General features: G+C 69.1%; 19 protein-coding genes and 1 tRNA gene. 10 read left to right on the forward strand and 10 right to left on the reverse strand.

From position 1 onward, the window contains the following. The first annotated feature begins 30 nt into the window (after nt 1-30). Nucleotides 31-396, forward strand: a complete 366-nt coding sequence (locus ACZ4M5_RS25510; RefSeq protein ID WP_467740147.1) for a DUF6344 domain-containing protein — start codon at nt 31-33, stop codon at nt 394-396. Between the two features lie 137 nt (nt 397-533). On the opposite strand, the gene ACZ4M5_RS25515 is transcribed toward ACZ4M5_RS25510, so the two are convergent. The 10 genes from ACZ4M5_RS25515 to dnaA form a co-directional block, all read right to left on the reverse strand. Then, a complete protein-coding gene (locus ACZ4M5_RS25515; protein WP_467740148.1) occupies nt 534-926 on the reverse strand; it encodes a hypothetical protein in 393 nt (130 codons plus the stop codon). Between the two features lie 86 nt (nt 927-1,012). Continuing rightward, nucleotides 1,013-1,089 (reverse strand) — tRNA-Ile (locus ACZ4M5_RS25520). Between the two features lie 89 nt (nt 1,090-1,178). Then, nucleotides 1,179-1,937 (reverse strand): DUF3566 domain-containing protein, encoded by a 759-nt coding sequence (locus ACZ4M5_RS25525; RefSeq protein WP_467740149.1) that lies wholly within the window; start codon nt 1,935-1,937, stop codon nt 1,179-1,181. A 19-nt stretch (nt 1,938-1,956) separates the two neighbouring features. Beyond that, nucleotides 1,957-4,551, reverse strand: a complete 2,595-nt coding sequence (gene gyrA / locus ACZ4M5_RS25530; protein ID WP_467740150.1) for a DNA gyrase subunit A — start codon at nt 4,549-4,551, stop codon at nt 1,957-1,959. Nucleotides 4,552-4,593: 42 nt separating this feature from the next. After that, on the reverse strand, nt 4,594-6,654 hold the full coding sequence (gene gyrB / locus ACZ4M5_RS25535) for a DNA topoisomerase (ATP-hydrolyzing) subunit B (RefSeq protein WP_467740151.1): 2,061 nt from the start codon (nt 6,652-6,654) through the stop codon (nt 4,594-4,596). A gap of 408 nt (nt 6,655-7,062) precedes the next feature. Next, on the reverse strand, nt 7,063-7,608 hold the full coding sequence (locus ACZ4M5_RS25540) for a DciA family protein (protein WP_369196892.1): 546 nt from the start codon (nt 7,606-7,608) through the stop codon (nt 7,063-7,065). Then, nucleotides 7,605-8,726 carry a DNA replication/repair protein RecF gene (gene recF, locus ACZ4M5_RS25545; protein ID WP_467740152.1) on the reverse strand — a complete coding sequence of 374 codons (1,122 nt, stop codon included), beginning with the start codon at nt 8,724-8,726 and terminating at the stop codon, nt 7,605-7,607. Before recF ends, ACZ4M5_RS25540 begins: the two co-directional genes overlap by 4 nt. Nucleotides 8,727-8,757: 31 nt before the next feature. Continuing rightward, on the reverse strand, nt 8,758-9,633 hold the full coding sequence (gene gnd / locus ACZ4M5_RS25550) for a phosphogluconate dehydrogenase (NAD(+)-dependent, decarboxylating) (RefSeq protein WP_467740153.1): 876 nt from the start codon (nt 9,631-9,633) through the stop codon (nt 8,758-8,760). Between the two features lie 183 nt (nt 9,634-9,816). Further along, nucleotides 9,817-10,947 carry a DNA polymerase III subunit beta gene (dnaN, locus tag ACZ4M5_RS25555; RefSeq protein ID WP_467740154.1) on the reverse strand — a complete coding sequence of 377 codons (1,131 nt, stop codon included), beginning with the start codon at nt 10,945-10,947 and terminating at the stop codon, nt 9,817-9,819. Between the two features lie 1,099 nt (nt 10,948-12,046). Beyond that, nucleotides 12,047-14,242 carry a chromosomal replication initiator protein DnaA gene (gene dnaA, locus ACZ4M5_RS25560; RefSeq protein ID WP_467740155.1) on the reverse strand — a complete coding sequence of 732 codons (2,196 nt, stop codon included), beginning with the start codon at nt 14,240-14,242 and terminating at the stop codon, nt 12,047-12,049. Nucleotides 14,243-14,640: 398 nt separating this feature from the next. Between dnaA and rpmH the strand changes: the two genes are divergently transcribed. From rpmH to ACZ4M5_RS25605, 9 genes are all read left to right on the forward strand, one after another. Beyond that, nucleotides 14,641-14,778, forward strand: coding sequence for a 50S ribosomal protein L34 (gene rpmH, locus ACZ4M5_RS25565; RefSeq protein ID WP_003949374.1), 138 nt, complete (start codon nt 14,641-14,643; stop codon nt 14,776-14,778). Between the two features lie 21 nt (nt 14,779-14,799). Then, the gene (gene rnpA / locus ACZ4M5_RS25570; RefSeq protein WP_388166508.1) at nt 14,800-15,171 is read left to right on the forward strand and encodes a ribonuclease P protein component; all 372 of its coding nucleotides are present in this window, start codon (nt 14,800-14,802) and stop codon (nt 15,169-15,171) included. After that, nucleotides 15,168-15,542, forward strand: a complete 375-nt coding sequence (yidD, locus tag ACZ4M5_RS25575) for a membrane protein insertion efficiency factor YidD (protein ID WP_467740156.1) — start codon at nt 15,168-15,170, stop codon at nt 15,540-15,542. Before rnpA ends, yidD begins: the two co-directional genes overlap by 4 nt. Before the next feature lie 3 nt (nt 15,543-15,545). Further along, complete coding sequence (yidC, locus tag ACZ4M5_RS25580; RefSeq protein ID WP_467740157.1) at nt 15,546-16,832, forward strand: membrane protein insertase YidC; 1,287 nt, start codon at nt 15,546-15,548, stop codon at nt 16,830-16,832. A 15-nt stretch (nt 16,833-16,847) separates the two neighbouring features. Then, on the forward strand, nt 16,848-17,360 hold the full coding sequence (locus ACZ4M5_RS25585) for a Jag family protein (protein WP_398109170.1): 513 nt from the start codon (nt 16,848-16,850) through the stop codon (nt 17,358-17,360). Between the two features lie 126 nt (nt 17,361-17,486). Then, nucleotides 17,487-18,203, forward strand: a complete 717-nt coding sequence (gene rsmG, locus ACZ4M5_RS25590) for a 16S rRNA (guanine(527)-N(7))-methyltransferase RsmG (protein ID WP_467740158.1) — start codon at nt 17,487-17,489, stop codon at nt 18,201-18,203. 327 nt (nt 18,204-18,530) lie between these two features. After that, nucleotides 18,531-19,607: a ParA family protein gene (locus ACZ4M5_RS25595; protein ID WP_467740319.1), complete on the forward strand. Its 1,077-nt coding sequence runs from the start codon at nt 18,531-18,533 to the stop codon at nt 19,605-19,607. Next, nucleotides 19,604-20,701: a ParB/RepB/Spo0J family partition protein gene (locus tag ACZ4M5_RS25600; protein ID WP_467740159.1), complete on the forward strand. Its 1,098-nt coding sequence runs from the start codon at nt 19,604-19,606 to the stop codon at nt 20,699-20,701. The genes ACZ4M5_RS25595 and ACZ4M5_RS25600 overlap by 4 nt, the downstream gene beginning before the upstream one ends. A gap of 318 nt (nt 20,702-21,019) precedes the next feature. After that, nucleotides 21,020-21,637, forward strand: a complete 618-nt coding sequence (locus ACZ4M5_RS25605) for a GNAT family N-acetyltransferase (protein WP_369196882.1) — start codon at nt 21,020-21,022, stop codon at nt 21,635-21,637. Nucleotides 21,638-21,648: the final 11 nt, after the last annotated feature.

The raw sequence follows: 21,648 nt of genomic DNA on the forward strand, positions 1-21,648 counted from the left end.
GCAAATCGCCCGACCCGAAAGTGAGGGGCCATGGCCCGGAACAAGGTCATGAAGCTGTGGACCACCATCGTCACCGCCTTCCTCGCGCTGTGCACGGCGCTCGGACTCGTCACCACCACCGCCGCCGCGGCGGTACCGCAGACCGAGCAGGAGCGCAACAGCACGAGCACCGGCGGCGGCATCCCGCAGCAGCGGACGGCATCGGTCGCGCCCCCCTGGACCCAGGCCAGGGCCCTGCCCCCCACGATGAAGCAGCGCATCCGCGCCGAGGCCCACGGGAAGTCGCCCCGCTGCCGCCACCGCGCGGTCGCGGACACGGCGGCCCCGGCCACCACCGACTGCGCCGACGAGGACAGCGACTCCGAGAGCGAGCACCTCACACCGCTCCAGCGCTGATTCCCTGATCCCACCCCGGCGATCCTGCGTACAGAGCCCGGCAGCTCGACAGAGCCGCCGGGCTCACGCATGTCCGGCAGCTCGACAGAGCCGCCGGGCTCACGCATGTCCGGCGCCGGCCGGGCGCGGACGGCATGTCACCTCGCCGACGCGGCCGCACAGGTCTCCGAGACCCGCACCACCTCGAAGACCACCGGGTACTCGGTGATCTGCTGGTTCGGGCCGGGCCGGGAGCCGCAGATCCTCCACCCGGCCGGATCCTCCACGGAACGGCCCTTTCCGCTCGCGTCCTCGAAGGTCACGTCCCCTGCGGAACCCCACTGCTCGATCGCGCGCCCGGCGTTGCCGCCGACGACGTCGGGCATGACGGCGGCGACGGGCTCGGCATGTGCCGAAGGCGTCCGGGCGGTCCCCGAACCGGTCGCGGCACCCGCCGGGGCATCCGGCCCGGAGGACGACGCCCCGCAGGCGGTGACCGAGACCATGAGAAGGGCGGCGAGAGAGGGTCCCAGAAGCTTCGCGACGGTCATGTGTCCCCCATGTGCCGGTGGTTCCGCGCCCGCTGTTCCATGAACGCCGAAGACCCCCAGCCGGTGTCGACTGGGGGTCTTCGTGCTGGTGGGGCTAACAGGATTTGAACCTGTGGCCTCATCCTTATCAGGGATGCGCTCTAACCAACTGAGCTATAGCCCCGCCGCGCTCTGCGGTGTGTGTCCCGCGCGCTGACTCCTGAAGATTAGCGCACGACATGGGCAGTCCCAAAATCGGTTGTGGAGCGTTCCTCACTCGTCCTCGGCGAGGGTCAGCTCCACACCACCGACGAAGCCGGCGGAGAGGTTGTAGATGAACGCGCCGAGCGTCGCGAGGGCCGTCGCGAGGACGACGTCGATGACCGCGATGACCGAGGTGAACATCAGCACGTTGGGCAGCGACAGGAAGGCCTGCAGGTCGAAGCCGTTGGACTCGTTCGAGCCGGTGGCCTCGGAGATCGTGCCGCCGACCGTCGAGAAGACGCCCATCGCGTCCATGACCATCCACAGCACGGCGGCCGCGACGATCGTGCAGATGCCCAGGGCGATGGAGAGCAGGAAGCTCACCTTCATCACCGACCACGGGTCGGCCTTCGCCACCCGCAGCCGCGCCTTGCGCACCCGCGGCACGGTCCGCGCCCCCGTGCGGGGCCGCCGTACGGCCGCGTCGGCGGCGGCGCCCTGCTGCGCCGGGTAGGCCTGCGGCGGGTGGTACGGCCCGGCCTGCTGCTGCGTCTGGCGTTCGCCCGGCAGCGGGGAGGCGGTGCCCTGGTCCTGGGCGGCCGTGCCCGCGCCACCCTTCCCCCGGGCCTGCTTGCCCCGGGCGTCCGTCCCCGCCGCTCCCTTGGCGTCCCGCGCGCCGCGCGAGGGCGTCTCCGCGTCCGTGGACGTGATCGGCTTGAGGTTGGTCGTCTGCGGGTCCGCCGCACGCGCGGCGGAGCCACGGCCGCCGTCGCCCGTGTCCGTACCCGTCGAGGTACCGCTCGGTCCGGCGCCCGTGGCTCCGCTCACGCTGACTCACTCCTCGTGCCTACTCGGCCGAGGGCACCTCACCCTCGTCCGTGCCGGTGACAGCGGCGCCCTCGGCGGTTTCGTCGACGACCACGTCGCCGTCGACCTCTTCCGCCTCGCGCCCCGCCTCGGCGTTGCGAGCGATGCCCACGACGGCATCGCGCTTGCCCAGATTGATCAGTTGGACGCCCATGGTGTCACGGCCGGTTTCCCTGATCTCGTTGACTCGCGTACGAATCACACCGCCCGACAGCGTGATGGCGAGGATCTCGTCGGTCTCCTCGACCACCAGCGCGCCGACGAGGGAGCCGCGGTCCTCCACGATCTTGGCAGCCTTGATGCCGAGGCCGCCGCGACCCTGGACGCGGTACTCGTCGACGGCGGTCCGCTTCGCGTACCCGCCGTCTGTGGCAGTGAACACGAACGTACCGGGTCGAACAACATTCATCGAGAGGAGCTCGTCCCCTTCGCGGAAGCTCATGCCCTTGACACCCGAGGTGGCACGGCCCATGGGACGCAGGGTTTCGTCCGACGCGGTGAACCTGATCGACTGCGCCTTCTTGCTGATCAGCAGCAGATCGTCGTCGGACGAGACCAGCTCGGCACCGATCAGTTCGTCGTCGGAACCGTCCGCCATCGAGCGGAGGTTGATCGCGATGACACCGCCGGAACGCGGCGAATCGTAATCCTTCAGCGGCGTCTTCTTCACCAGGCCGGCCTTGGTGGCCAGGACGAGGTAGGGGACCGCCTCGTAGTCGCGGATCGCGAGGATCTCGGCGATCGCCTCGTCCGGCTGGAAGGCGAGCAGGTTCGCCACGTGCTGACCGCGCGCGTCCCGGCCCGCGTCGGGCAGCTCGTAGCCCTTGACGCGGTAGACCCGGCCCTTGTTCGTGAAGAACAGCAGCCAGTGGTGCGTGGTGGACACGAAGAAGTGGTCGACGATGTCGTCTTCCTTGAGCTTCGTGCCCCGCACGCCCTTGCCGCCGCGCTTCTGGGCGCGGTAGTCGTCGGTCTTGGTGCGCTTGATGTAGCCGCCCCGGGTGACCGTGACGACGATGTCCTCCTCGGCGATCAGGTCCTCGATGGACATGTCGCCCTCGTACGGGATCAGCTTCGTCTTGCGGTCGTCGCCGAACTTCTCGACGATCGCGGCCAGCTCGGCGCTGACGATGCCGCGCTGGCGGACCGGGGAAGCCAGGATCTCGTTGTACTCGTTGATCTTCGCCTGGAGCTCGTCGTGCTCCTGGACGATCTTCTGGCGCTCCAGGGCGGCCAGCCGGCGCAGCTGCATCTCGAGGATGGCGTTGGCCTGGATCTCGTCGATCTCCAGCAGGCTCATCAGGCCGCCGCGGGCGATCTCAACGGTGTCGCTGCGCCGGATCAGCGCGATGACCTCGTCGATGGCGTCCAGGGCCTTCAGCAGGCCGCGCAGGATGTGTGCCCGCTCCTCGGCCTTGCGCAGCCGGAAGCGCGTACGGCGGACGATGACCTCGATCTGGTGCGTCACCCAGTGGCGGATGAACGCGTCGAGGGAGAGCGTGCGCGGCACGCCGTCGACCAGCGCCAGCATGTTGGCGCCGAAGTTGGTCTGCAGGTCGGTGTGCTTGTAGAGGTTGTTCAGCACGACCTTCGCGACCGCGTCCCGCTTCAGCACGATGACCAGACGCTGGCCGGTGCGCGAGGAGGTCTCGTCGCGGACGTCCGCGATGCCGCCGATCTTGCCGTCCTTCACCAGGTCGGCGATCTTCTGCGCGAGGTTGTCCGGGTTGACCTGATAGGGCAGCTCGGTGACCACCAGGCACTGGCGGTTCTGGATCTCCTCGACCTCGACGACCGCGCGCATGGTGATGGAGCCGCGACCGGTGCGGTACGCCTCCTCGATGCCCCGGCGGCCGACGACGAGCGCGCCGGTCGGGAAGTCCGGGCCCTTGATGCGCTCGATCAGCGCGTCCAGCAGCTCCTCGTGGGAGGCCTCGGGGTTCTCCAGGTACCACTGGGCGCCGGCGGCGACCTCGCGCAGGTTGTGCGGCGGGATGTTGGTCGCCATGCCGACCGCGATACCGGCCGAGCCGTTGATCAGCAGGTTCGGGAAGCGGGCCGGCAGGACGGTCGGCTCCTGGGAGCGGCCGTCGTAGTTGTCCGTGAAGTCGACGGTCTCCTCGTCGATGTCACGGACCATCTCCATCGACAGCGGCGCCATCTTGCACTCGGTGTACCGCATGGCCGCGGCCGGGTCGTTGCCCGGGGAGCCGAAGTTGCCGTTGGAGTCGACGAGCGGCATGCGCATCGACCAGGGCTGGGCCAGGCGCACGAGCGCGTCGTAGATGGAGGAGTCGCCGTGCGGGTGGTAGTTGCCCATGACGTCGCCGACGACGCGGGCGCACTTGTAGAAGCCGCGCTCGGGGCGGTAGCCGCCGTCGTACATGGCGTACAGCACGCGGCGGTGGACGGGCTTGAGGCCGTCGCGGACGTCGGGCAGCGCACGCGAGACGATGACGGACATCGCGTAGTCGAGGTACGAGCGCTGCATCTCCGTCTCGAGCCCGACGGGCTCGACGCGCATGGCGAGGGCGTCGCCCTCGGGCGTCGTCACGGGAGTGTTCTCGTCGGTCATTGCTGGTGAAGGTCCTTCCTGGTGCGGTCAGCTGAGACCGACTCAGATGTCGAGGAAGCGGACGTCCTTGGCGTTGCGCTGGATGAACGCGCGGCGGGCCTCGACGTCCTCGCCCATGAGGACCGAGAAGAGGTCGTCGGCCTGGGCGGCGTCGTCGAGGGTGACCTGGCCGAGGACGCGGTGCTCCTGGTCCATGGTCGTGATGCGCAGCTCCTCGGCGTTCATCTCACCGAGACCCTTGAAGCGCTGGACGGAGTCGTCCTTGATGCGCTTGCCGGCGTTGCGGCCCATCTCGATCAGGGCGTCGCGCTCGCGGTCGGAGTACGCGTACTCGAAGTCGTCCTTGCCCCACTTGATCTTGTAGAGCGGGGGACGGGAGAGGTACACGTGACCGGCCTCGACCAGGGGCCGCATGAAGCGGAACAGGAAGGTCAGCAGCAGGGTGTTGATGTGCTGGCCGTCGACGTCGGCGTCCGCCATCAGGATGATCTTGTGGTAGCGGAGCTTCTCGATGTCGAAGTCCTCGTGGACTCCGGTGCCGAAGGCCGAGATCAGCGCCTGGATCTCCTGGTTCTGCAGGATCTTGTCGATCCGCGCCTTCTCGACGTTCAGGATCTTGCCGCGGATCGGCAGGATCGCCTGGTACTCCGGGTTGCGGCCGGACTTGGCCGAGCCGCCGGCGGAGTCGCCCTCGACGATGAAGATCTCGCACTTGGTGGGATCGTTCGACTGGCAGTCGGAGAGCTTGCCGGGCAGGGACGCGGTCTCCAGCAGGCCCTTGCGGCGGGTGAGGTCACGGGCCTTGCGGGCCGCCACGCGCGCGGTGGCCGCCTGGATGCCCTTGCGGATGATGTCCGCGGCCTCGTTCGGGTTCCGGTCCAGCCAGTCGGTGAGGTGCTCGTAGACGACCTTCTGCACGAAGGTCTTGACCTCGGTGTTGCCCAGCTTGGTCTTCGTCTGGCCCTCGAACTGGGGCTCGCTCAGCTTGACCGAGATGATCGCCGTCAGACCCTCGCGGATGTCGTCACCCGTGAGGTTGTCGTCCTTCTCCCGCAGCAGCCGCTTGTCGCGCGCGTACTTGTTGATCAGGGACGTCAGCGCCGCGCGGAAGCCCTCCTCGTGCGTGCCGCCCTCGTGCGTGTGGATGATGTTGGCGAACGAGTACACGCCCTCGGTGTAGCCGCCGTTCCACTGCATCGCGACCTCGAGGGACAGGTTCTTGTCCTTGTCCTCGGCCTCGAGGTCGATCACGGTGGGGTGCACCAGGTCTCCCTTGCGGGAGTTCAGGTACGTCACGAAGTCGACGATGCCGCCCTCGTAGTGGTACGAGACGCTCTTGACCTCGTGCTTCTCGTCCTCGCCCGCCTCGTCCGCACCGGCGGTGGCCTTCGCCGACTCGCGCTCGTCGGTGAGGTTGATCCGCAGGCCCTTGTTGAGGAAGGCCATCTCCTGGAAGCGCCGGGAGAGCGTCTCGAACGAGTAGTCCGTGGTCTCGAAGATGTCGCCGTCGGCCCAGAAGGTGACCGACGTGCCGGTCTCCTCGGTGGCCTCGTGCCGCGCGAGCGGTGCCGTGGGGACACCCAGCTTGTAGTCCTGCGTCCAGCGGTGGCCGTCCGTCTTGACCTCGACGGCGACCTTCGTGGAGAGGGCGTTGACGACGGAGACGCCCACGCCGTGCAGACCACCGGAGACCGCGTAACCGCCGCCGCCGAACTTGCCGCCCGCGTGCAGCACCGTCAGCACGACCTCGACGGCGGGCTTGCCCTCGGACGGGACGATGCCCACCGGGATGCCTCGGCCGTTGTCGACGACCCGGACGCCGCCGTCGGCGAGGATCGTCACGTCGATCGTGTCCGCGTAGCCGGCCAGGGCCTCGTCGACGGAGTTGTCGACGACCTCCTGCACCAGGTGGTGCAGACCGCGCTCACCGGTCGAGCCGATGTACATGCCGGGTCGCTTGCGGACCGCGTCCAGACCCTCGAGGACGGTGATGGCGCTGGCGTCGTACGAGGCGGTGACCTCGCCGCTGGAGGTGATCGCCTCGCCGGTCACGCCTGCGTCGGTGGACGGGTTGTTCTCGTTGGGGTTGCCGGAATCGGCCACGAAGCGCCCTTTCTGGCACAGCACGAGCCGGGCTCCTGGGGGTGCCCCCTCCGCGGGGAGGGATGCCGGAGCGGCTGCGGCATGTTGCGTTGGTAAGCCTTGAAATCAGCGTTGCTCAGCTTTTCCCGGACGGTCCCCACGCTGGGGGCGGGATTGCTCTCCATTCTACCGGTAGCACTGACACTGATGGGGGTTTGCGGGTACCTGAGTCCGCATGTGCCGCCCTCGACGGGTCTCGTCCGACTCCCGATATACGGATGGGGGCTCCAAGAGGCTCACAGCGGCACTCAGCGCTTTCAGCCGTCAACCCGTTGCTACTTAGGAGTCAGCTCCCGGTCCGCCACGTTGTGCGGCGCCATGCCGAGGGGACCGAACCCGTCGTTCCGGGCCGGTGAGGCGTGACGTAAGTCACCTGTAGGTATCGCCGGGACCGCTGCTGCCGGGGGCGCGGAGAGGGCCGTATCGGCGCGTGGGGGCGCTGGGGGCGAGCACCTTGATGTGCCGCACCCGGCCGTGCCCCAGATCCTCGTTGAGACGGGCGACCAGGGTCGGGGCCAGCAGCCTGAGGTTCGTCGCCCAGGCCGTGGAGTCGCAGCGCACGACCAGGACGCGCTCGTCCTCGTCGTACTTCTCGGGCACGCAGTGCTTGGCGACGTCCTCGCCGACGATCTGCGGCCAGCGGCCCATCACGCCGCCCACCGCGGCCGGAGCCTCCCAGCCCCGCTCGGTGATCAACCGGTTGATCGCGGCGCCGAGCGCCAGGGGGTCGCGGCCGTCGGCGTGCGCCCCGGAACGCAGGCCGCCGCCCCGGCGCGCCTGCTTCTTCTGCTGCGCCGCGTCCCCCCGCGCGCGGGCGGCGTCCTTGGCCGCGCGCAGCGCCACGCGCGCGAGGTCGACGCCGGAGGGCTCGGGCTGCCCGGACGGCTTCGGCGGCTGGGGTGTGTTCTCCGTCATACGCGCTCCACCGTTCCCTCGGACACGGCGAACCGGGTCCCGGACAGCACGTGGGGCACGTCGTCGTCGACCGCGGCGGTCACCAGGACCTGCTCGCCCGGCGCGACCAGTTCGGCGAGGCGCTCGCGCCGACGGGTGTCGAGCTCGGCGAAGACGTCGTCCAGCACCAGCACCGGCTCGTTGCCCTCGGCCCGGAGCAGGTCGTAGGAGGCCAGACGCAGGGCGAGCGCGTAGGACCAGGACTCGCCGTGGGAGGCGTAGCCCTTGGCGGGCAGCTGGCCCAGCTTGAGCTGGAGGTCGTCACGGTGCGGGCCGACCAGGGTGACGCCCCGTTCGATCTCCTGCTTGCGGGCCTCGCCGAGCGCGGCGATCAACTGCTCGAACAGGTCCTCGCGCGTGTGCGCCTCGCCCGGGGCCGACGGCTTGTACTCCAGCGCGATCGGCCCGCCGCCGGGAGCCAGCTGCTCGTACGCCTTGTCGGCCAGCGGCTGGAGCGTGGCGATCAGGTCCAGGCGCTGCGCGAGCAACTCGGCGCCGGCGCGCGCCAGGTGCTGGTCCCACACGTCCAGGGTGGACATGTCCATGGAGCGGCCACCGTGCCGGCGGGCCAGGGCGGCCGACTTCAGCAGGGTGTTGCGCTGCTTGAGCACCCGGTCGTAGTCGGAGCGGACCCCGGCCATGCGCGGGGACCGGGCCGTGATCAGCTCGTCGAGGAAGCGCCGCCGCTCCCCGGGGTCGCCCTTCACCAGGGCGAGATCCTCCGGCGCGAACAGCACGGTCCGTACGATCCCCAGCACGTCACGCGGCCTGACCTGCGAGGACCTGTTGATGCGGGCACGGTTGGCGCGCCCGGGGTTCAGCTCCAGCTCGACCAGCTGCTGCCGCTCGCCCTGCCGGACCTGCGCCCGGACGATCGCCCGCTCGGCGCCCATGCGGACCAGGGGGGCGTCGGAGGAGACCCGGTGGCTGCCGAGGGTGGCGAGATAGCCGACGGCCTCGACGAGGTTGGTCTTGCCCTGCCCGTTCGGCCCGACGAAGGCCGTGACCCCCGGGTCGAGCGGGACCTCGACCCGGGGATAGGAGCGGAAGTCGGCCAGCGACAGATGCGTGACGTGCATGGTCGTTCCGCCGACCTCCCTCGGTGCTCGGTTACTTCTTCTCGACCGCGTGGCCGCCGAACTGGTTGCGCAGCGCCGCGATCATCTTCATCTGGGGCGAGTCCTCCTGGCGCGAGGCGAACCGCGCGAACAGCGACGCGGTGATCGCCGGGAGCGGAACCGCGTTGTCGATCGCGGCCTCCACAGTCCAGCGTCCCTCGCCGGAGTCCTGTGCATAACCCCGGAGCCCGTCCAGGTGCTCGTCCTCGTCGAGCGCGTTCACCGCGAGGTCCAGCAGCCAGGAGCGGATGACCGTGCCCTCCTGCCAGGAGCGGAAGACCTCCCGGACGTCGGTCACGGACTCGATCTTCTCCAGCAGCTCCCAGCCCTCGGCGTAGGCCTGCATCATCGCGTACTCGATGCCGTTGTGGACCATCTTCGCGAAGTGGCCCGCACCGACCTTGCCGGCGTGCACGGAGCCGAAGTCGCCCTCCGGCTTGAGGGCGTCGAAGACGGGCTGCACCTTTGCGACGTGCTCGGCGTCGCCGCCGTACATCAGCGCGTAGCCGTTCTCCAGGCCCCAGACGCCGCCGGAGACGCCGCAGTCGACGAAGCCTATGCCCTTGGCCGCCAGCTGCTCGGCGTGCTTCTCGTCGTCCGTCCAGCGGGAGTTGCCGCCGTCCACGACGACGTCGCCGGGCTCCAGCAGCTCGCCAAGCTCGTCGATGGTCGACTGCGTGGCCTCGCCGGCCGGGACCATCACCCAGACCACGCGCGGGCCGCTGAGCTTGCCCACAAGCTCGCGCAGGCTGTGGACATCGGCAAGGTCCGCATTGCGGTCGTATCCGTAGACGGTGTGGCCGGCGCGGCGGATCCGCTCGCGCATGTTGCCGCCCATCTTGCCGAGGCCGACGAGACCGAGCTCCATCAGTTGTTTTCCTTTGGTTCGCAGGTGTCCGACTGGCGTTGCGGGACGTGAGTGCCCGCGTCCGAGCCTAGACCCGGACGCTCACGCACATCTGTGGGCATACGCGCTCAGTCGTACGTCCTCACCTGCGGGTTTATCCTCAGCCTGTGGACAGCGACCGCCGGATCCGGCCGCCTCAGCCGCTCAGCCGCTCAGCCGCACCGGCATGATCAGGTACTTGTAGGCGTCGTCCGCCTCGGCGTCCAGCGCGGGCCTGCCACTCAGCAGGGCGGGCTTGGTGGACGTCGTGAACGACAGCTGGGCCACCGGGGAGTCGATCGCGCTCAGGCCGTCCAGCAGGAACGTCGGGTTGAAGGCGATCGAGATGTCGTCACCCTCCAGCTGGGCGTCGACCCTTTCCACAGCCTGTGCGTCGTCGCTGGAGCCGGCCTCCAGGATGAGCACGCCCTGCTCGAAGCTCAGCCGCACCGGGGTGTTCCGCTCGGCGACCAGGGCGACGCGCTTGACGGCCTCCACGAAGGGGGCGGTCTCGATCACGGCGATGCTGTTGAACTCCGTCGGGAACAGCGTGCGGTACTTCGGGAGGTCGCCCTCCAGCAGGCGGGTCGTCGTGCGGCGGCCGGCGCCCTCGAAGCCGATCAGGCCCTCGCCGGAGCCCGAGCCGGACAGCGCCAGCGTCACCTGGTCGCCGCTGGTGAGGGCCTTGGCGGTGTCCAGGAGCGTCTTGGCGGGCACCAGGGCGACCGCGGAGGCGTCCGGGTTCTCCGGCTTCCACAGGAACTCGCGGACCGCGAAGCGGTAGCGGTCGGTGGACGCCAGCGTGACCGTGTCGCCCTCGATCTCGATGCGGACGCCGGTGAGGACGGGCAGCGTGTCGTCACGGCCGGCCGCGATGGCGACCTGGGCGGCCGCGGAGGCGAAGACCTCACCGGGGACGGTGCCCGTGGCGTTCGGCATCTGGGGCAGGGCCGGGTACTCCTCCACAGGCAGGGTGTGGAGTGTGAACCGCGAGGAGCCGCAGACCACCGTCGCCCGTACACCGTCTGTGGAGATCTCCACCGGACGGTTGGGCAGCGCGCGGCAGATGTCCGCGAGCAGGCGGCCGGAGACCAGGACCGTGCCCTCCTCCTCGACCTCGGCCTCGACGCCCACCCGGGCGGAGACCTCGTAGTCGAAGCCGGACAGGCTCAGCTGGCCCTCCTCGGCCTTCAGCAGCAGGCCGGCGAGGACAGGCGCCGGCGGACGGGCCGGGAGGCTGCGTGCCGCCCAGGCAACTGCCTCCGCGAGTACGTCGCGTTCCACCCGGATCTTCACTGTTGCCGCCTCCTGCTGTTGCCGGCGCTTCTCGCTCTGCCTGGCCCTCGTCGTCTGTCTCGGTGTCGACGGTCCCGGTGAGGGGGAGGACACCGGGGACCAGTCTGACGCACCCCACTGACAGTAGGTGCCTCTCGGGGTCAAGTCGTGACGAGGGGCAGCCGGGCACCGGAGAGCGAGTTGTGCACAGGACCCGCTTCGAAACGAATTCCCAGCTACCTCTAGTTGGGAGTAGTAGTAGGGCCTGTGGATACCGTGGATAACCGCGTTTGCCCTGCTCAGAGCCGGAATTTTGTCCACGGACCCTGTGGGTGACGGCGGTGGACAACCCGGGGTATCTGTGGAGAACGGAAAGTTCTGCACACCCCGTGCACAGGGAAGGGCGAGTTCTCCCCAGCGCCGTCCCCAGGTTTACCCGCCTTTCCCACAGCCCAACCCGGCACCTTCGTGTGACGCCTTTCACTCGACCCGGTGAGGAGGCGCGCCGGGTTGCCGAACAGTGGACAGCCGTGTGGAGAAGCGGCCTCACACTGGGGACAACCGCCCCCAGCCTGTGGGCGAGCAGTGGACAACTCGATGCACAGCCTGTGGATCAATCCGTCGTCCACAGTCTGTGGAGATCTTTCGTCCACGAATCCACAGGCTGCTGAGCTGGTCTGATGGTCCGTCCGCAGGGCGCGCTGTGGACACGATCTGGACAACTCCCCGGTCCCCAGGATGTGGACGGCAGAAAGTCACCGAATCTGTGGAGGGAAGCCGTAACCCGGCAGCTATTCGAACAGAGGGTTGCGATCGGGTAGCCGGGGACCGGGTCGGTGATCGGTGCCGGGACGCTGCGCCGCTCGCTCGGAACGCCTTTCGCCCGCTCCGGCCGGTGCCTTCGCTCGCCCCGGCCGGTGCCTTTCGCTCGCCCGGCCGGCGCGTTTCGCTCGATGTGCCGCACCGGCCGCCCGCTCCGGAGGCGCTGCCCCCGCCCGCTCCGGAGGCGCTGCCCCCGCCCGCTCGGGAGGCGCTGGCCCCCGCCCGCTCCGTCGCACATGAAGAAGGGCGTCCCCGGGGAAAGCCCCGAAGACGCCCTCAGCGGTTGCCGGCCGCCGCCTCAGCCGTTCTTGATGCGGTTGGTCAGCTCGGTGACCTGGTTGTAGATGGAGCGGCGCTCGGCCATCAGGTTGCGGATCTTCCGATCGGCGTGCATGACCGTCGTGTGGTCGCGGCCGCCGAACAGCGCGCCGATCTTCGGCAGGGACAGGTCCGTCAGCTCACGGCACAGGTACATGGCGATCTGCCGGGCCGTGACGAGCGCGCGCCCGCGGGAGGTGCCGCACAGGTCCTCGACCGTCAGCCCGAAGTAGTCCGCGGTCGCGCCCATGATCGCGGTCGAGGTGATCTCGGGGGCCGAGTCCTCACCGCCGGGGATCAGGTCCTTGAGGACGATCTCCGTCAGACCCAGGTCCACCGGCTGCCGGTTCAGCGAGGCGAACGCCGTGACGCGGATCAGCGCGCCCTCCAGCTCGCGGATGTTCCGGGAGATCCGGGACGCGATGAACTCCAGCACCTCGGGCGGCGCGTTCAGCTGCTCCTGCACCGCCTTCTTGCGCAGGATCGCGATCCGCGTCTCCAGCTCGGGCGGCTGGACGTCGGTGATCAGTCCCCACTCGAAGCGGTTCCGCAGCCGGTCCTCCAGCGTGACCAGCTGCTTCGGCGGCCGGTCGGAGGACAGCACGATCTGCTTGTTCGCGTTGTGCAGCGTGTTGAAGGTGTGGAAGAACTCCTCCTGCGTCGACTCCTTGTCCGCGAGGAACTGGATGTCGTCGACGAGCAGGATGTCCATCTCCCGGTACCGCTTGCGGAAGCTGTCGCCCTTGCCGTCGCGGATGGAGTTGATGAACTCGTTGGTGAACTCCTCGGAGCTCACGTACCGCACGCGCGTGCCCGGGTAGAGGCTGCGGGCGTAGTGCCCGATCGCGTGCAGCAGGTGGGTCTTGCCGAGCCCGGACTCGCCGTAGATGAACAGCGGGTTGTACGCCTTCGCCGGCGCCTCGGCGACGGCCACCGCGGCCGCGTGCGCGAAGCGGTTCGAGGCACCGATGACGAACGTGTCGAAGAGGTACTTCGGGTTCAGGCGCGCGGTGGGCTCGCCCGGACCGGTCGCCGGCGCCGGCTGCGCGGCCAGCGGGCCGGGCGCACCGGTCGTGGGCAGGTTCGGGCCGACGGGGCCGCCCCGGTGCACGTGCCCGGAGCCGGCCGGCGGCTCGGGCAGCTCCCGCCGGACCGCGTCGCGCTGGTCGTACTCGGGGCGCGGGGCGTGCGAGGTGTGGGGGTCGTCGTAGTCGGAGCGCGGCTGCTCGTAGGGCGGGCGGTCCACCGGCTGCGGCCGGTAGTCCTGCGAGGGGGAGCCGTAGGAACCCTTCGGGCCGTACGAGTCCTGCGCGCCGTAGGTCTCCTGAGCACCGGCTCCGGAACCGTAGGGGTCCTGCGAGCCGTAGCCGTCCTGGCCGGGTGACGCGTACGGGTCACGCTCGGGGAAGCCGAGGCGCTGCTGCTGCCAGCCGTAGTCGTCCTGCGAGGGCCGCGGCCAGGCACCCGGTTCGGGGCGCTGGTACTCGGAGGGGTAGGCGGGGCGGGCCTTGGGGATCTGGTCTCCGCGCGTAGGCGGGAGCTGGTCGGCGGCCGTTCCGGGCAACGGCTCGGCGCGGTGGCGGCCGTACCCGTCGTACCCGTCGCGCTCCTGCCGGTCCTGGCGCTCCTGCCGGTCCTGCCGGTCCTGCCGGTCCTGCCGGTCCTGCCGGTCTTGGCGGTCCTGGCGGGGGTCGTACCGGTCGCCGTCCGGCCGGGGGTCGTACCCGTCCCGGTCCCGGTCCCGGTCCTGGCGGTCGTACCCGTCCCGGTCCTGGCGGTCGTACCGATCGGCGTCCTGGCGGTCGTAGCGGTCGCTGTCCTGGCGCGCGGCCGGGAGCTCGGGCTCCTCGTAGCGCGGCTGGGGGCGCGCCGGGGGTGCCGCCGGGGCGGAGGGCTCGCCCGCGGAGTCGTCCACGGTGATCGCGATGCGGATCGGCCGGCCGCACTCACGGCTCAGCGTCTCGCTGACGACGGGCGCCAGCCGGCCCTCGAGCACGCCCTTCGCGAACTCGTTCGGTACGGCGAGCAGGGCCGTGTCCGCGACCAGCGCGAGCGGCTGGCAACGGCGGATCCAGTGCTCGTCCTTGGTCTCGACGCCCTGGCCCCGGCCCTCCCCGAGGAGCTGCTCCAGTACGCGTGGCCACACTGCGGCAAGATCGGCAGGTACGTCAGCCACAGGGCACGCTCTCTCGCAGGTCCCACGAACGTGTGGTTCTGGGACGGGTCGGGATTGTCATCCGGGTGGGTGCCACGGGGGCAAACCCACCGGGGCAGGGACAAGGGAACGAATCGGAGTCCGCCACGGTAGTCAGGGCGACCGGTACGGTTCAAGTTGTTGTCCCCAGGCTGTGGACAAGTGTCTCCCGGCGGCTCCCGGTTTGACCGGATGGCGTAGCCGCGCGTACCGTAACCAGGTCGAGTTGTCGATGGCTGCTGCCGCCTGCCTCCGATGGGCACAGGTCACTTGGGTGATCGGTCAGCGGTGCAATCGGGCGTAACTGCGAGCTACTCGTGGGCGCACGGTGACAGCCAGGACGGCACCCCGCAACTACCGAATCTTTCTGGAGCCCCCGAGTGAGCAAGCGCACCTTCCAGCCGAACAACCGTCGTCGCGCGAAGACCCACGGCTTCCGGCTGCGTATGCGCACCCGTGCCGGCCGCGCGATTCTCGCGTCCCGCCGTGGCAAGGGTCGCGCCCGTCTGTCCGCCTGATTCCGATCAGGTCATGACGTCGTGCTGCCCACCGAAAACCGGCTGAGGCGGCGCGAGGACTTCGCGACCGCGGTACGACGAGGCCGTCGGGCAGGACGCCCGCACCTCGTCGTCCACCTACGAAGCGGTGCTACGGACCCGCATGCGCCTGGGGAGAGCGCTCCCCCGACGCGTGCGGGTTTCGTCGTGAGCAAGGCGGTGGGCGGCGCGGTCGTCCGCAACAAAGTGAAGCGCAGACTTCGCCACCTGATGCGCGAGCGAGTCGCCCTGCTGCCCCCCGGTAGCCTGGTAGTCGTACGAGCGCTGCCCGGATCGGGCGACGCCGACCATGCACAGCTGGCCCGAGACCTGGACGCCGCTCTTCAACGGCTGCTGGGAGGGGGCGCGCGATGAAGTACCCGCTGCTGGCTCTGATCAAGCTGTACCAGTGGACGATCAGTCCGCTGCTCGGGCCGGTCTGCAAGTACTACCCGTCGTGCTCCCACTACGGCTACACGGCCATCGACCGGCATGGTGCCGTCAAGGGCACGGCGCTCACGGCCTGGCGCATCCTGCGGTGCAACCCGTGGTCGCTGGGCGGTGTGGACCATGTTCCCCCGCGCAAGCGTCCGCGGTGGCACGAAATGCTGCGTAACGCGTGGCGCGCACGCAAGGGCGGGCCCTCCGCCGCCGACCCGGCCACCGAGGGACAGACGTCACCCACACGTCCGTCGAGTCCTTCGAGCCCGGCCGCAGAGACACCGTCCCATGCCCAAGGAGCATGATTAGTGGACACGATTGCCAGCCTCTTCAGCTTCATCACCACACCCGTCTCCTGGGTCATCGTCCAGTTCCACTCGGTGTACGGCGCCCTCTTCGGGCCCGACACCGGGTGGGCCTGGGGCCTGTCGATCGTGTCCCTGGTGATCCTGATCCGTATCTGCCTGATCCCGCTCTTCGTGAAGCAGATCAAGGCGACCCGGGCGATGCAGACGCTCCAGCCCGAGATGAAGAAGATCCAGGAGCGCTACAAGAACGACAAGCAGCGTCAGTCCGAAGAGATGATGAAGCTGTACAAGGAGACGGGCACCAACCCGCTCTCCTCGTGCCTTCCCATCCTGGCGCAGTCCCCGTTCTTCTTCGCCCTGTACCACGTGCTCAACAGCATCGCGAACAACGACACCATCGGTGTCATCAACGACAGCCTGCTGAAGAGCGCGCAGCAGGCGCACATCTTCGGGGCCCCGCTGGCGGCGAAGTTCACCGACAGCTCCTCGGACGTCGCGGCCCTCGACGCCTCGCTGACCACGGTCCGCATCGTCACCGCGATCATGATCGTCCTGATGTCGGCGTCGCAGTTCTTCACCCAGCGCCAGCTGATGACGAAGAACGTCGACACCACGGTGAAGACGCCGTTCATGCAGCAGCAGAAGATGCTGATGTACGTCTTCCCCATCATGTTCGCCGTCTTCGGCATCAACTTCCCCGTCGGTGTCCTCGTCTACTGGCTGACCACCAACGTGTGGACCATGGGCCAGCAGATGTACGTGATCCGCAACAACCCGACGCCGGGTTCCAAGGCCCAGGCCGCATACCTGGAGCGCCTGCACAAGCACGTCACGCAGCGCGACAAGGTGACCCGTCGCCGCGACCGCGCCATCGTGAAGGCGATCGTCGCCAAGGGCCGGGACCGCAACGAGTTCGAGCGCAAGTTCATCAACGGCCTGAGCAAGGCCGGACTCGCCGCTCAGCCCGACGGCACGGTGATCAAGGGGGACACCGCCGTCGTCACCGTGGCCGAGGACGGTACGCCCGTGGCCACCGGTACGCCGAAGCGCCAGCAGCCCAAGCGCCAGAGCAAGGCCCAGCGCCAGTCCGGCACGGTCACCGGTGCGAAGGCGGCCGGTGAGCAGGAGCCGAAGACGTCGCTGACCAAGTCCGAGGCCCCGGAGGACGCCAAGCCCGCCGGTGCTGCCCAGAAGGGCGGCGCCAAGCCGGCCGGCGGTGCCCGGAGCAAGGCCCAGTCCGGCCAGCGCAAGGGCCCGCAGCGGCCCAAGTCCCCGTCCAAGAAGTAAGAAGGAGTCCATCCCGTGACGGAAGGCACCACCTCCGCCGCTGCCGAGGGCGCAGACACCGTGACTCGCCTGGAGCAGGAGGGCGACATCGCTGCGGACTACCTGGAGGGTCTGCTCGACATCGCCGACCTCGACGGCGACATCGACATGGACGTCGAGGCCGACCGCGCCTCCGTGTCGATCATCAGCGACACGGGCAGCCGCGACCTGCAGAAGCTGGTCGGCCGCGACGGCGAGGTGCTGGAGGCTCTCCAGGAGCTCACCCGTCTGGCCGTGCACCGGGAGACCGGTGACCGCAGCCGGCTGATGCTCGACATCGCGGGATACCGGGCCCAGAAGCGTTCCGAGCTGTCCGAGCTCGGTGCCAAGGCGGCTGCCGAGGCGAAGAGCAGCGGCGAGGCCGTGAAGCTCAAGCCGATGACGCCGTTCGAGCGCAAGGTCGTCCACGACGCGGTCAAGGCCGCCGGGCTGCGCAGCGAGTCCGAGGGCGAGGAGCCGCAGCGGTTCGTCGTCGTGCTGCCCGCCTGATCGGCCCTCTCCTGTTCACCGGCCCCGTCTGTTGCGCAGACGGGGCCGAACTTTGTCAGCCTGATAGTTCTGGTGGTTTCGGTGTCGGCGCCGGGTGCGTTGACGCGGTACGGAAGGACGGTCCCCGTGACGGAGGCAGCGGAGCTTCCCCCCGCGCCCGAGCAGGCGCGTGAGGTGTTCGGCGATCGCTTCGCGGATGCGGTGCGCTATGCCGAGCTGCTCGCCGAGGCGGGCGTGCAGCGCGGCCTGATCGGCCCGCGCGAGGTCCCTCGCCTGTGGGAGCGGCATCTGCTGAACTGCGCGGTGCTCTCGGAAGTCGTGCCGGAAGGCGTGATGGTGTGCGACGTGGGCTCGGGTGCCGGCCTGCCGGGCATCCCGCTGGCCCTGGTGAGGGAGGACCTGAAGATCACGCTGCTGGAGCCCCTGCTGCGGCGGACCAACTTCCTCACCGAGGTAGTGGAGCTGCTCGGCCTGGACCACGTGACCGTCATGCGCGGGCGGGCCGAGGAGGTCATGGGGAAGATCCAGCCGGTCCACGTGGTGACCGCCCGGGCTGTCGCACCGCTCGACCGTCTCGCCACCTGGGGGATCCCGCTCCTGCGGCCCTACGGCGAGATGCTGGCCCTGAAGGGCGACACGGCCGAGGAAGAGCTGAAGAGCGCGTCGACGGCTCTCAGCAAGCTGGGTGCGGTGGGGACGTCCATCCTGCAGGTGGGCGAGGGCGTGGTCGATCCCCTGTCCACGGTCGTCCGGGTCGAGGTCGGGGAGAGCCCTGGCGGTGTCCGCTTCGCTGCCAAGAGGGCCAAGGCGGCTCGCACGGGACGGACCCGCCGCAGGCGCTGACGCGACGTCGAGGGCCCGCTTCAGTTGAGTGATTGCGGTGACGTCGGTCACCGGCAGGGTGGATCATTTTGCGGGCGAGACGTACTCCACACAAGCTGCCAAACCTGCGCATGCCGGAGTGTCGCGGCAGAACGGCCTCGGCTGCTGTGCATCGTGTTTCACGTGAAACGTCGCTCACTGCTGCACGGCATCATCAGTCGTGGCCGCGCTGCGGCCGAACCCCGCGACCGCAAGCCCCTCGGTTCACTCGATGAGGGACCTGAGATGTCCACAGAGGTGGATTTCTCCACAGAACGCCAGGCCTCACTGGTTCATGACCCCGAAGACATGGGAGGCTCTGTTCATTGCGAGCCTGAAGTCGAGGAGAGTGAATCCTTGCGGTCCGACGCCAACATCGCGGGACCGATGACCGATCCGGTCCCCGGTCCCCGTACCGAGTCGATGGGGGCGGATGTTTCACGTGAAACACCGCCTCCGATGGACGACACTCCCATCGGTCGAGCTGCCCAACTGGCAGTGGAGGCTCTGGGCCGCGCCGGCGAGGGTCTGCCGCGGCCCGAGCAGACCCGGATCATCGTGGTCGCCAACCAGAAGGGTGGCGTGGGCAAGACGACGACGACCGTCAACCTTGCCGCATCCCTGGCTCTGCACGGCGGCCGCGTTCTCGTGGTCGACCTCGACCCTCAGGGCAACGCGTCCACTGCTCTGGGTATCGACCATCACGCCGAAGTCCCCTCGATTTACGACGTGTTGGTCGACAGCAGGCCGCTCTCCGAAGTGGTCCAGCCGGTCCCCGACATCGAGGGACTCTTCTGTGCCCCTGCCACCATCGATCTCGCCGGTGCGGAGATCGAGCTGGTGTCCCTGGTGGCGCGAGAGAGTCGGCTGCAGCGTGCCATCCAGGCATACGAGCAGCCGCTGGACTACATCCTCATCGACTGCCCGCCCTCTCTGGGGCTGCTGACGGTCAACGCGTTGGTGGCGGGGCAGGAGGTGCTGATCCCGATTCAGTGCGAGTACTACGCGCTGGAAGGCCTGGGGCAGCTCCTGCGCAATGTCGACCTGGTGCGAGGGCATCTCAATCCCGCCCTGCACGTGTCGACCATCCTGCTCACCATGTACGACGGCCGGACTCGACTCGCGTCCCAGGTCGCGGACGAGGTGCGTACGCACTTCGGCGACGAGGTGCTGCGGACGAGCATCCCCCGGTCCGTCCGTATCTCCGAGGCGCCGAGTTACGGACAGACGGTACTGACTTACGATCCTGGATCGAGCGGTGCTCTCTCCTACCTGGAGGCGGCGCGCGAGATCGCACTGAAGGGCGTCGGCATCAGTTATGACGCGACGCACGCCCACATCGGTGCACAGCAGAACGACCCGAGCATGGTGGAGGGCATCCAGTGAGCGAGCGACGGAGGGGGCTGGGCCGTGGTCTCGGCGCACTGATCCCTGCCGCCCCGACAGAGAAGTCGGTGGCCCAAGCCGCGGTGGGCAACACCGCTTCCGCATCCCCGACGGCAGTGCCCACGGTGCCGAACGATCGCGGCGTGGCCGCGGCCAAGGTGGCGACCTTGCCGCCTGTTTCACGTGAAACAGAGGAGCCGAAGCAGCCGAGCGGGCCCACTCATGCGGCGCCGATCGGGGCGCACTTCGCGGAGATCCCGCTCGACGCCATCACACCGAACCCGCGGCAGCCCCGTGAGGTCTTCGACGAGGACGCGCTCTCCGAGCTCATCACCTCCATCAAGGAGGTCGGGCTCCTCCAGCCCGTTGTCGTCCGACAGGTCGGTCCCGCGCGCTACGAGCTCATCATGGGCGAGCGTCGCTGGCGGGCCTGCCGTGAGGCGGGGCTGGAAGCGATCCCGGCCATCGTGCGGGCCACGGACGACGAGAAGCTCCTTCTCGACGCCCTGCTCGAGAACCTGCACCGAGCGCAGCTCAACCCGCTGGAAGAGGCCGCGGCCTACGACCAGTTGCTGCGGGACTTCAACTGCACGCACGACCAGCTGGCGGACCGCATCGGCCGGTCCCGGCCGCAGGTCTCCAACACCCTGCGGTTGCTGAAGCTCTCGCCGGCCGTGCAGCGCCGGGTCGCCGCCGGTGTGCTCTCGGCCGGGCATGCCCGGGCGTTGCTCTCCGTGGAGGACTCGGAGGAGCAGGACCGGCTTGCCCACCGCATCGTGGCTGAGGGCCTTTCGGTGCGCGCGGTCGAAGAGATCGTGACCCTGATGGGATCGCGGCCGCAGAAGGCCCAGAAGCCCAAGGGGCCGCGAGCCGGTGCACGGGTCTCTCCCGCGCTCTCCGATCTCGCCACGCGGCTCTCGGACCGCTTCGAGACCCGGGTGAAGGTCGACCTGGGGCAGAAGAAGGGCAAGATCACCGTGGAGTTCGCCTCCATGGAGGACCTTGAGCGGATCCTTGGTTCACTCGCCCCGGGCGAGGGGCCGGTCCTGCAGAGGAGCCTCCTCGAGGGCGACGCCGAGGACGGCGAGTCCTGACGTTCGGGGAACGTCTGCCACGTAGGTGACGGAGCGGGCCGTGTCCGGTGTGTGCCGGAAGGTGGCCCGCTCTTTCCTTTTTGGCGGTATCGACGGAATGGCATCGTGGATACGATGCGATCGAGTACGGCGCGACCACTCGGCAGCACCTCTGAAAGGGAGGCAGGGGCCCATGCGATCGATGAGCCGCACCGGACTGGTGGGCGCCGGTTTGGGGCTGGGGGCGGTCGGTGGGTTCATCGGCAGCCTTCTCAGGGAACGGAGCGCTCTGACAGCAGCCCGCGACGCCGCGGGCGAAGGAAGTGAGGATCAGCCTTCATGGGGCGCCGGCTCGCACCGCTCACGCTGGACAACCTTCAGGATCTCCCCCAGCGCTGTGGCTCGTGTGTCTTCTGGGAACTCGACCCGGTCAGTGGTGAGGCCGCGATAAAGGCGGGCACGGCGGCCCTGGAGAAGGAAGCCTGGATCTCGGCGGTCCTCCTGGACTGGGGTTCCTGTGGTCGCGTCGTCTATGTGGACGACGTCCCGGTCGGCTTCGTGCTCTACGCCCCGCCCGCATACGTCCCCCGTTCCACGGCGTTCCCCACGAGCCCTGTCTCACCTGACGCCGTGCAGTTGATGACGGCGTTCATCCTGCCGGGATACCAGGGGCAGGGTCTCGGACGGGTCATGGTCCAGACGGTCGCCAAAGATCTGCTCCGTCGCGGGTTCAAGGCCATCGAAGCGTTCGGTGACGCCCGCTGGAAGGAGCCCGCCTGTGTGCTGCCTGCCGAGCACCTCCTGGCGGTCGGCTTCAAGACCGTGCGGCAGCACCCCACGCATCCGCGTCTGCGGCTGGAACTGCGATCGACGCTCTCCTGGAAGGAGGACGTGGAGATGGCTCTGGATCGGTTGCTCGGCGCCGTGCAGAAGGAGCCGGCGCTGCGGCCGCTATAGGCGCTCCCGGG

It is taken from the genome of Streptomyces sp. NPDC026246 (genome assembly GCF_055567995.1).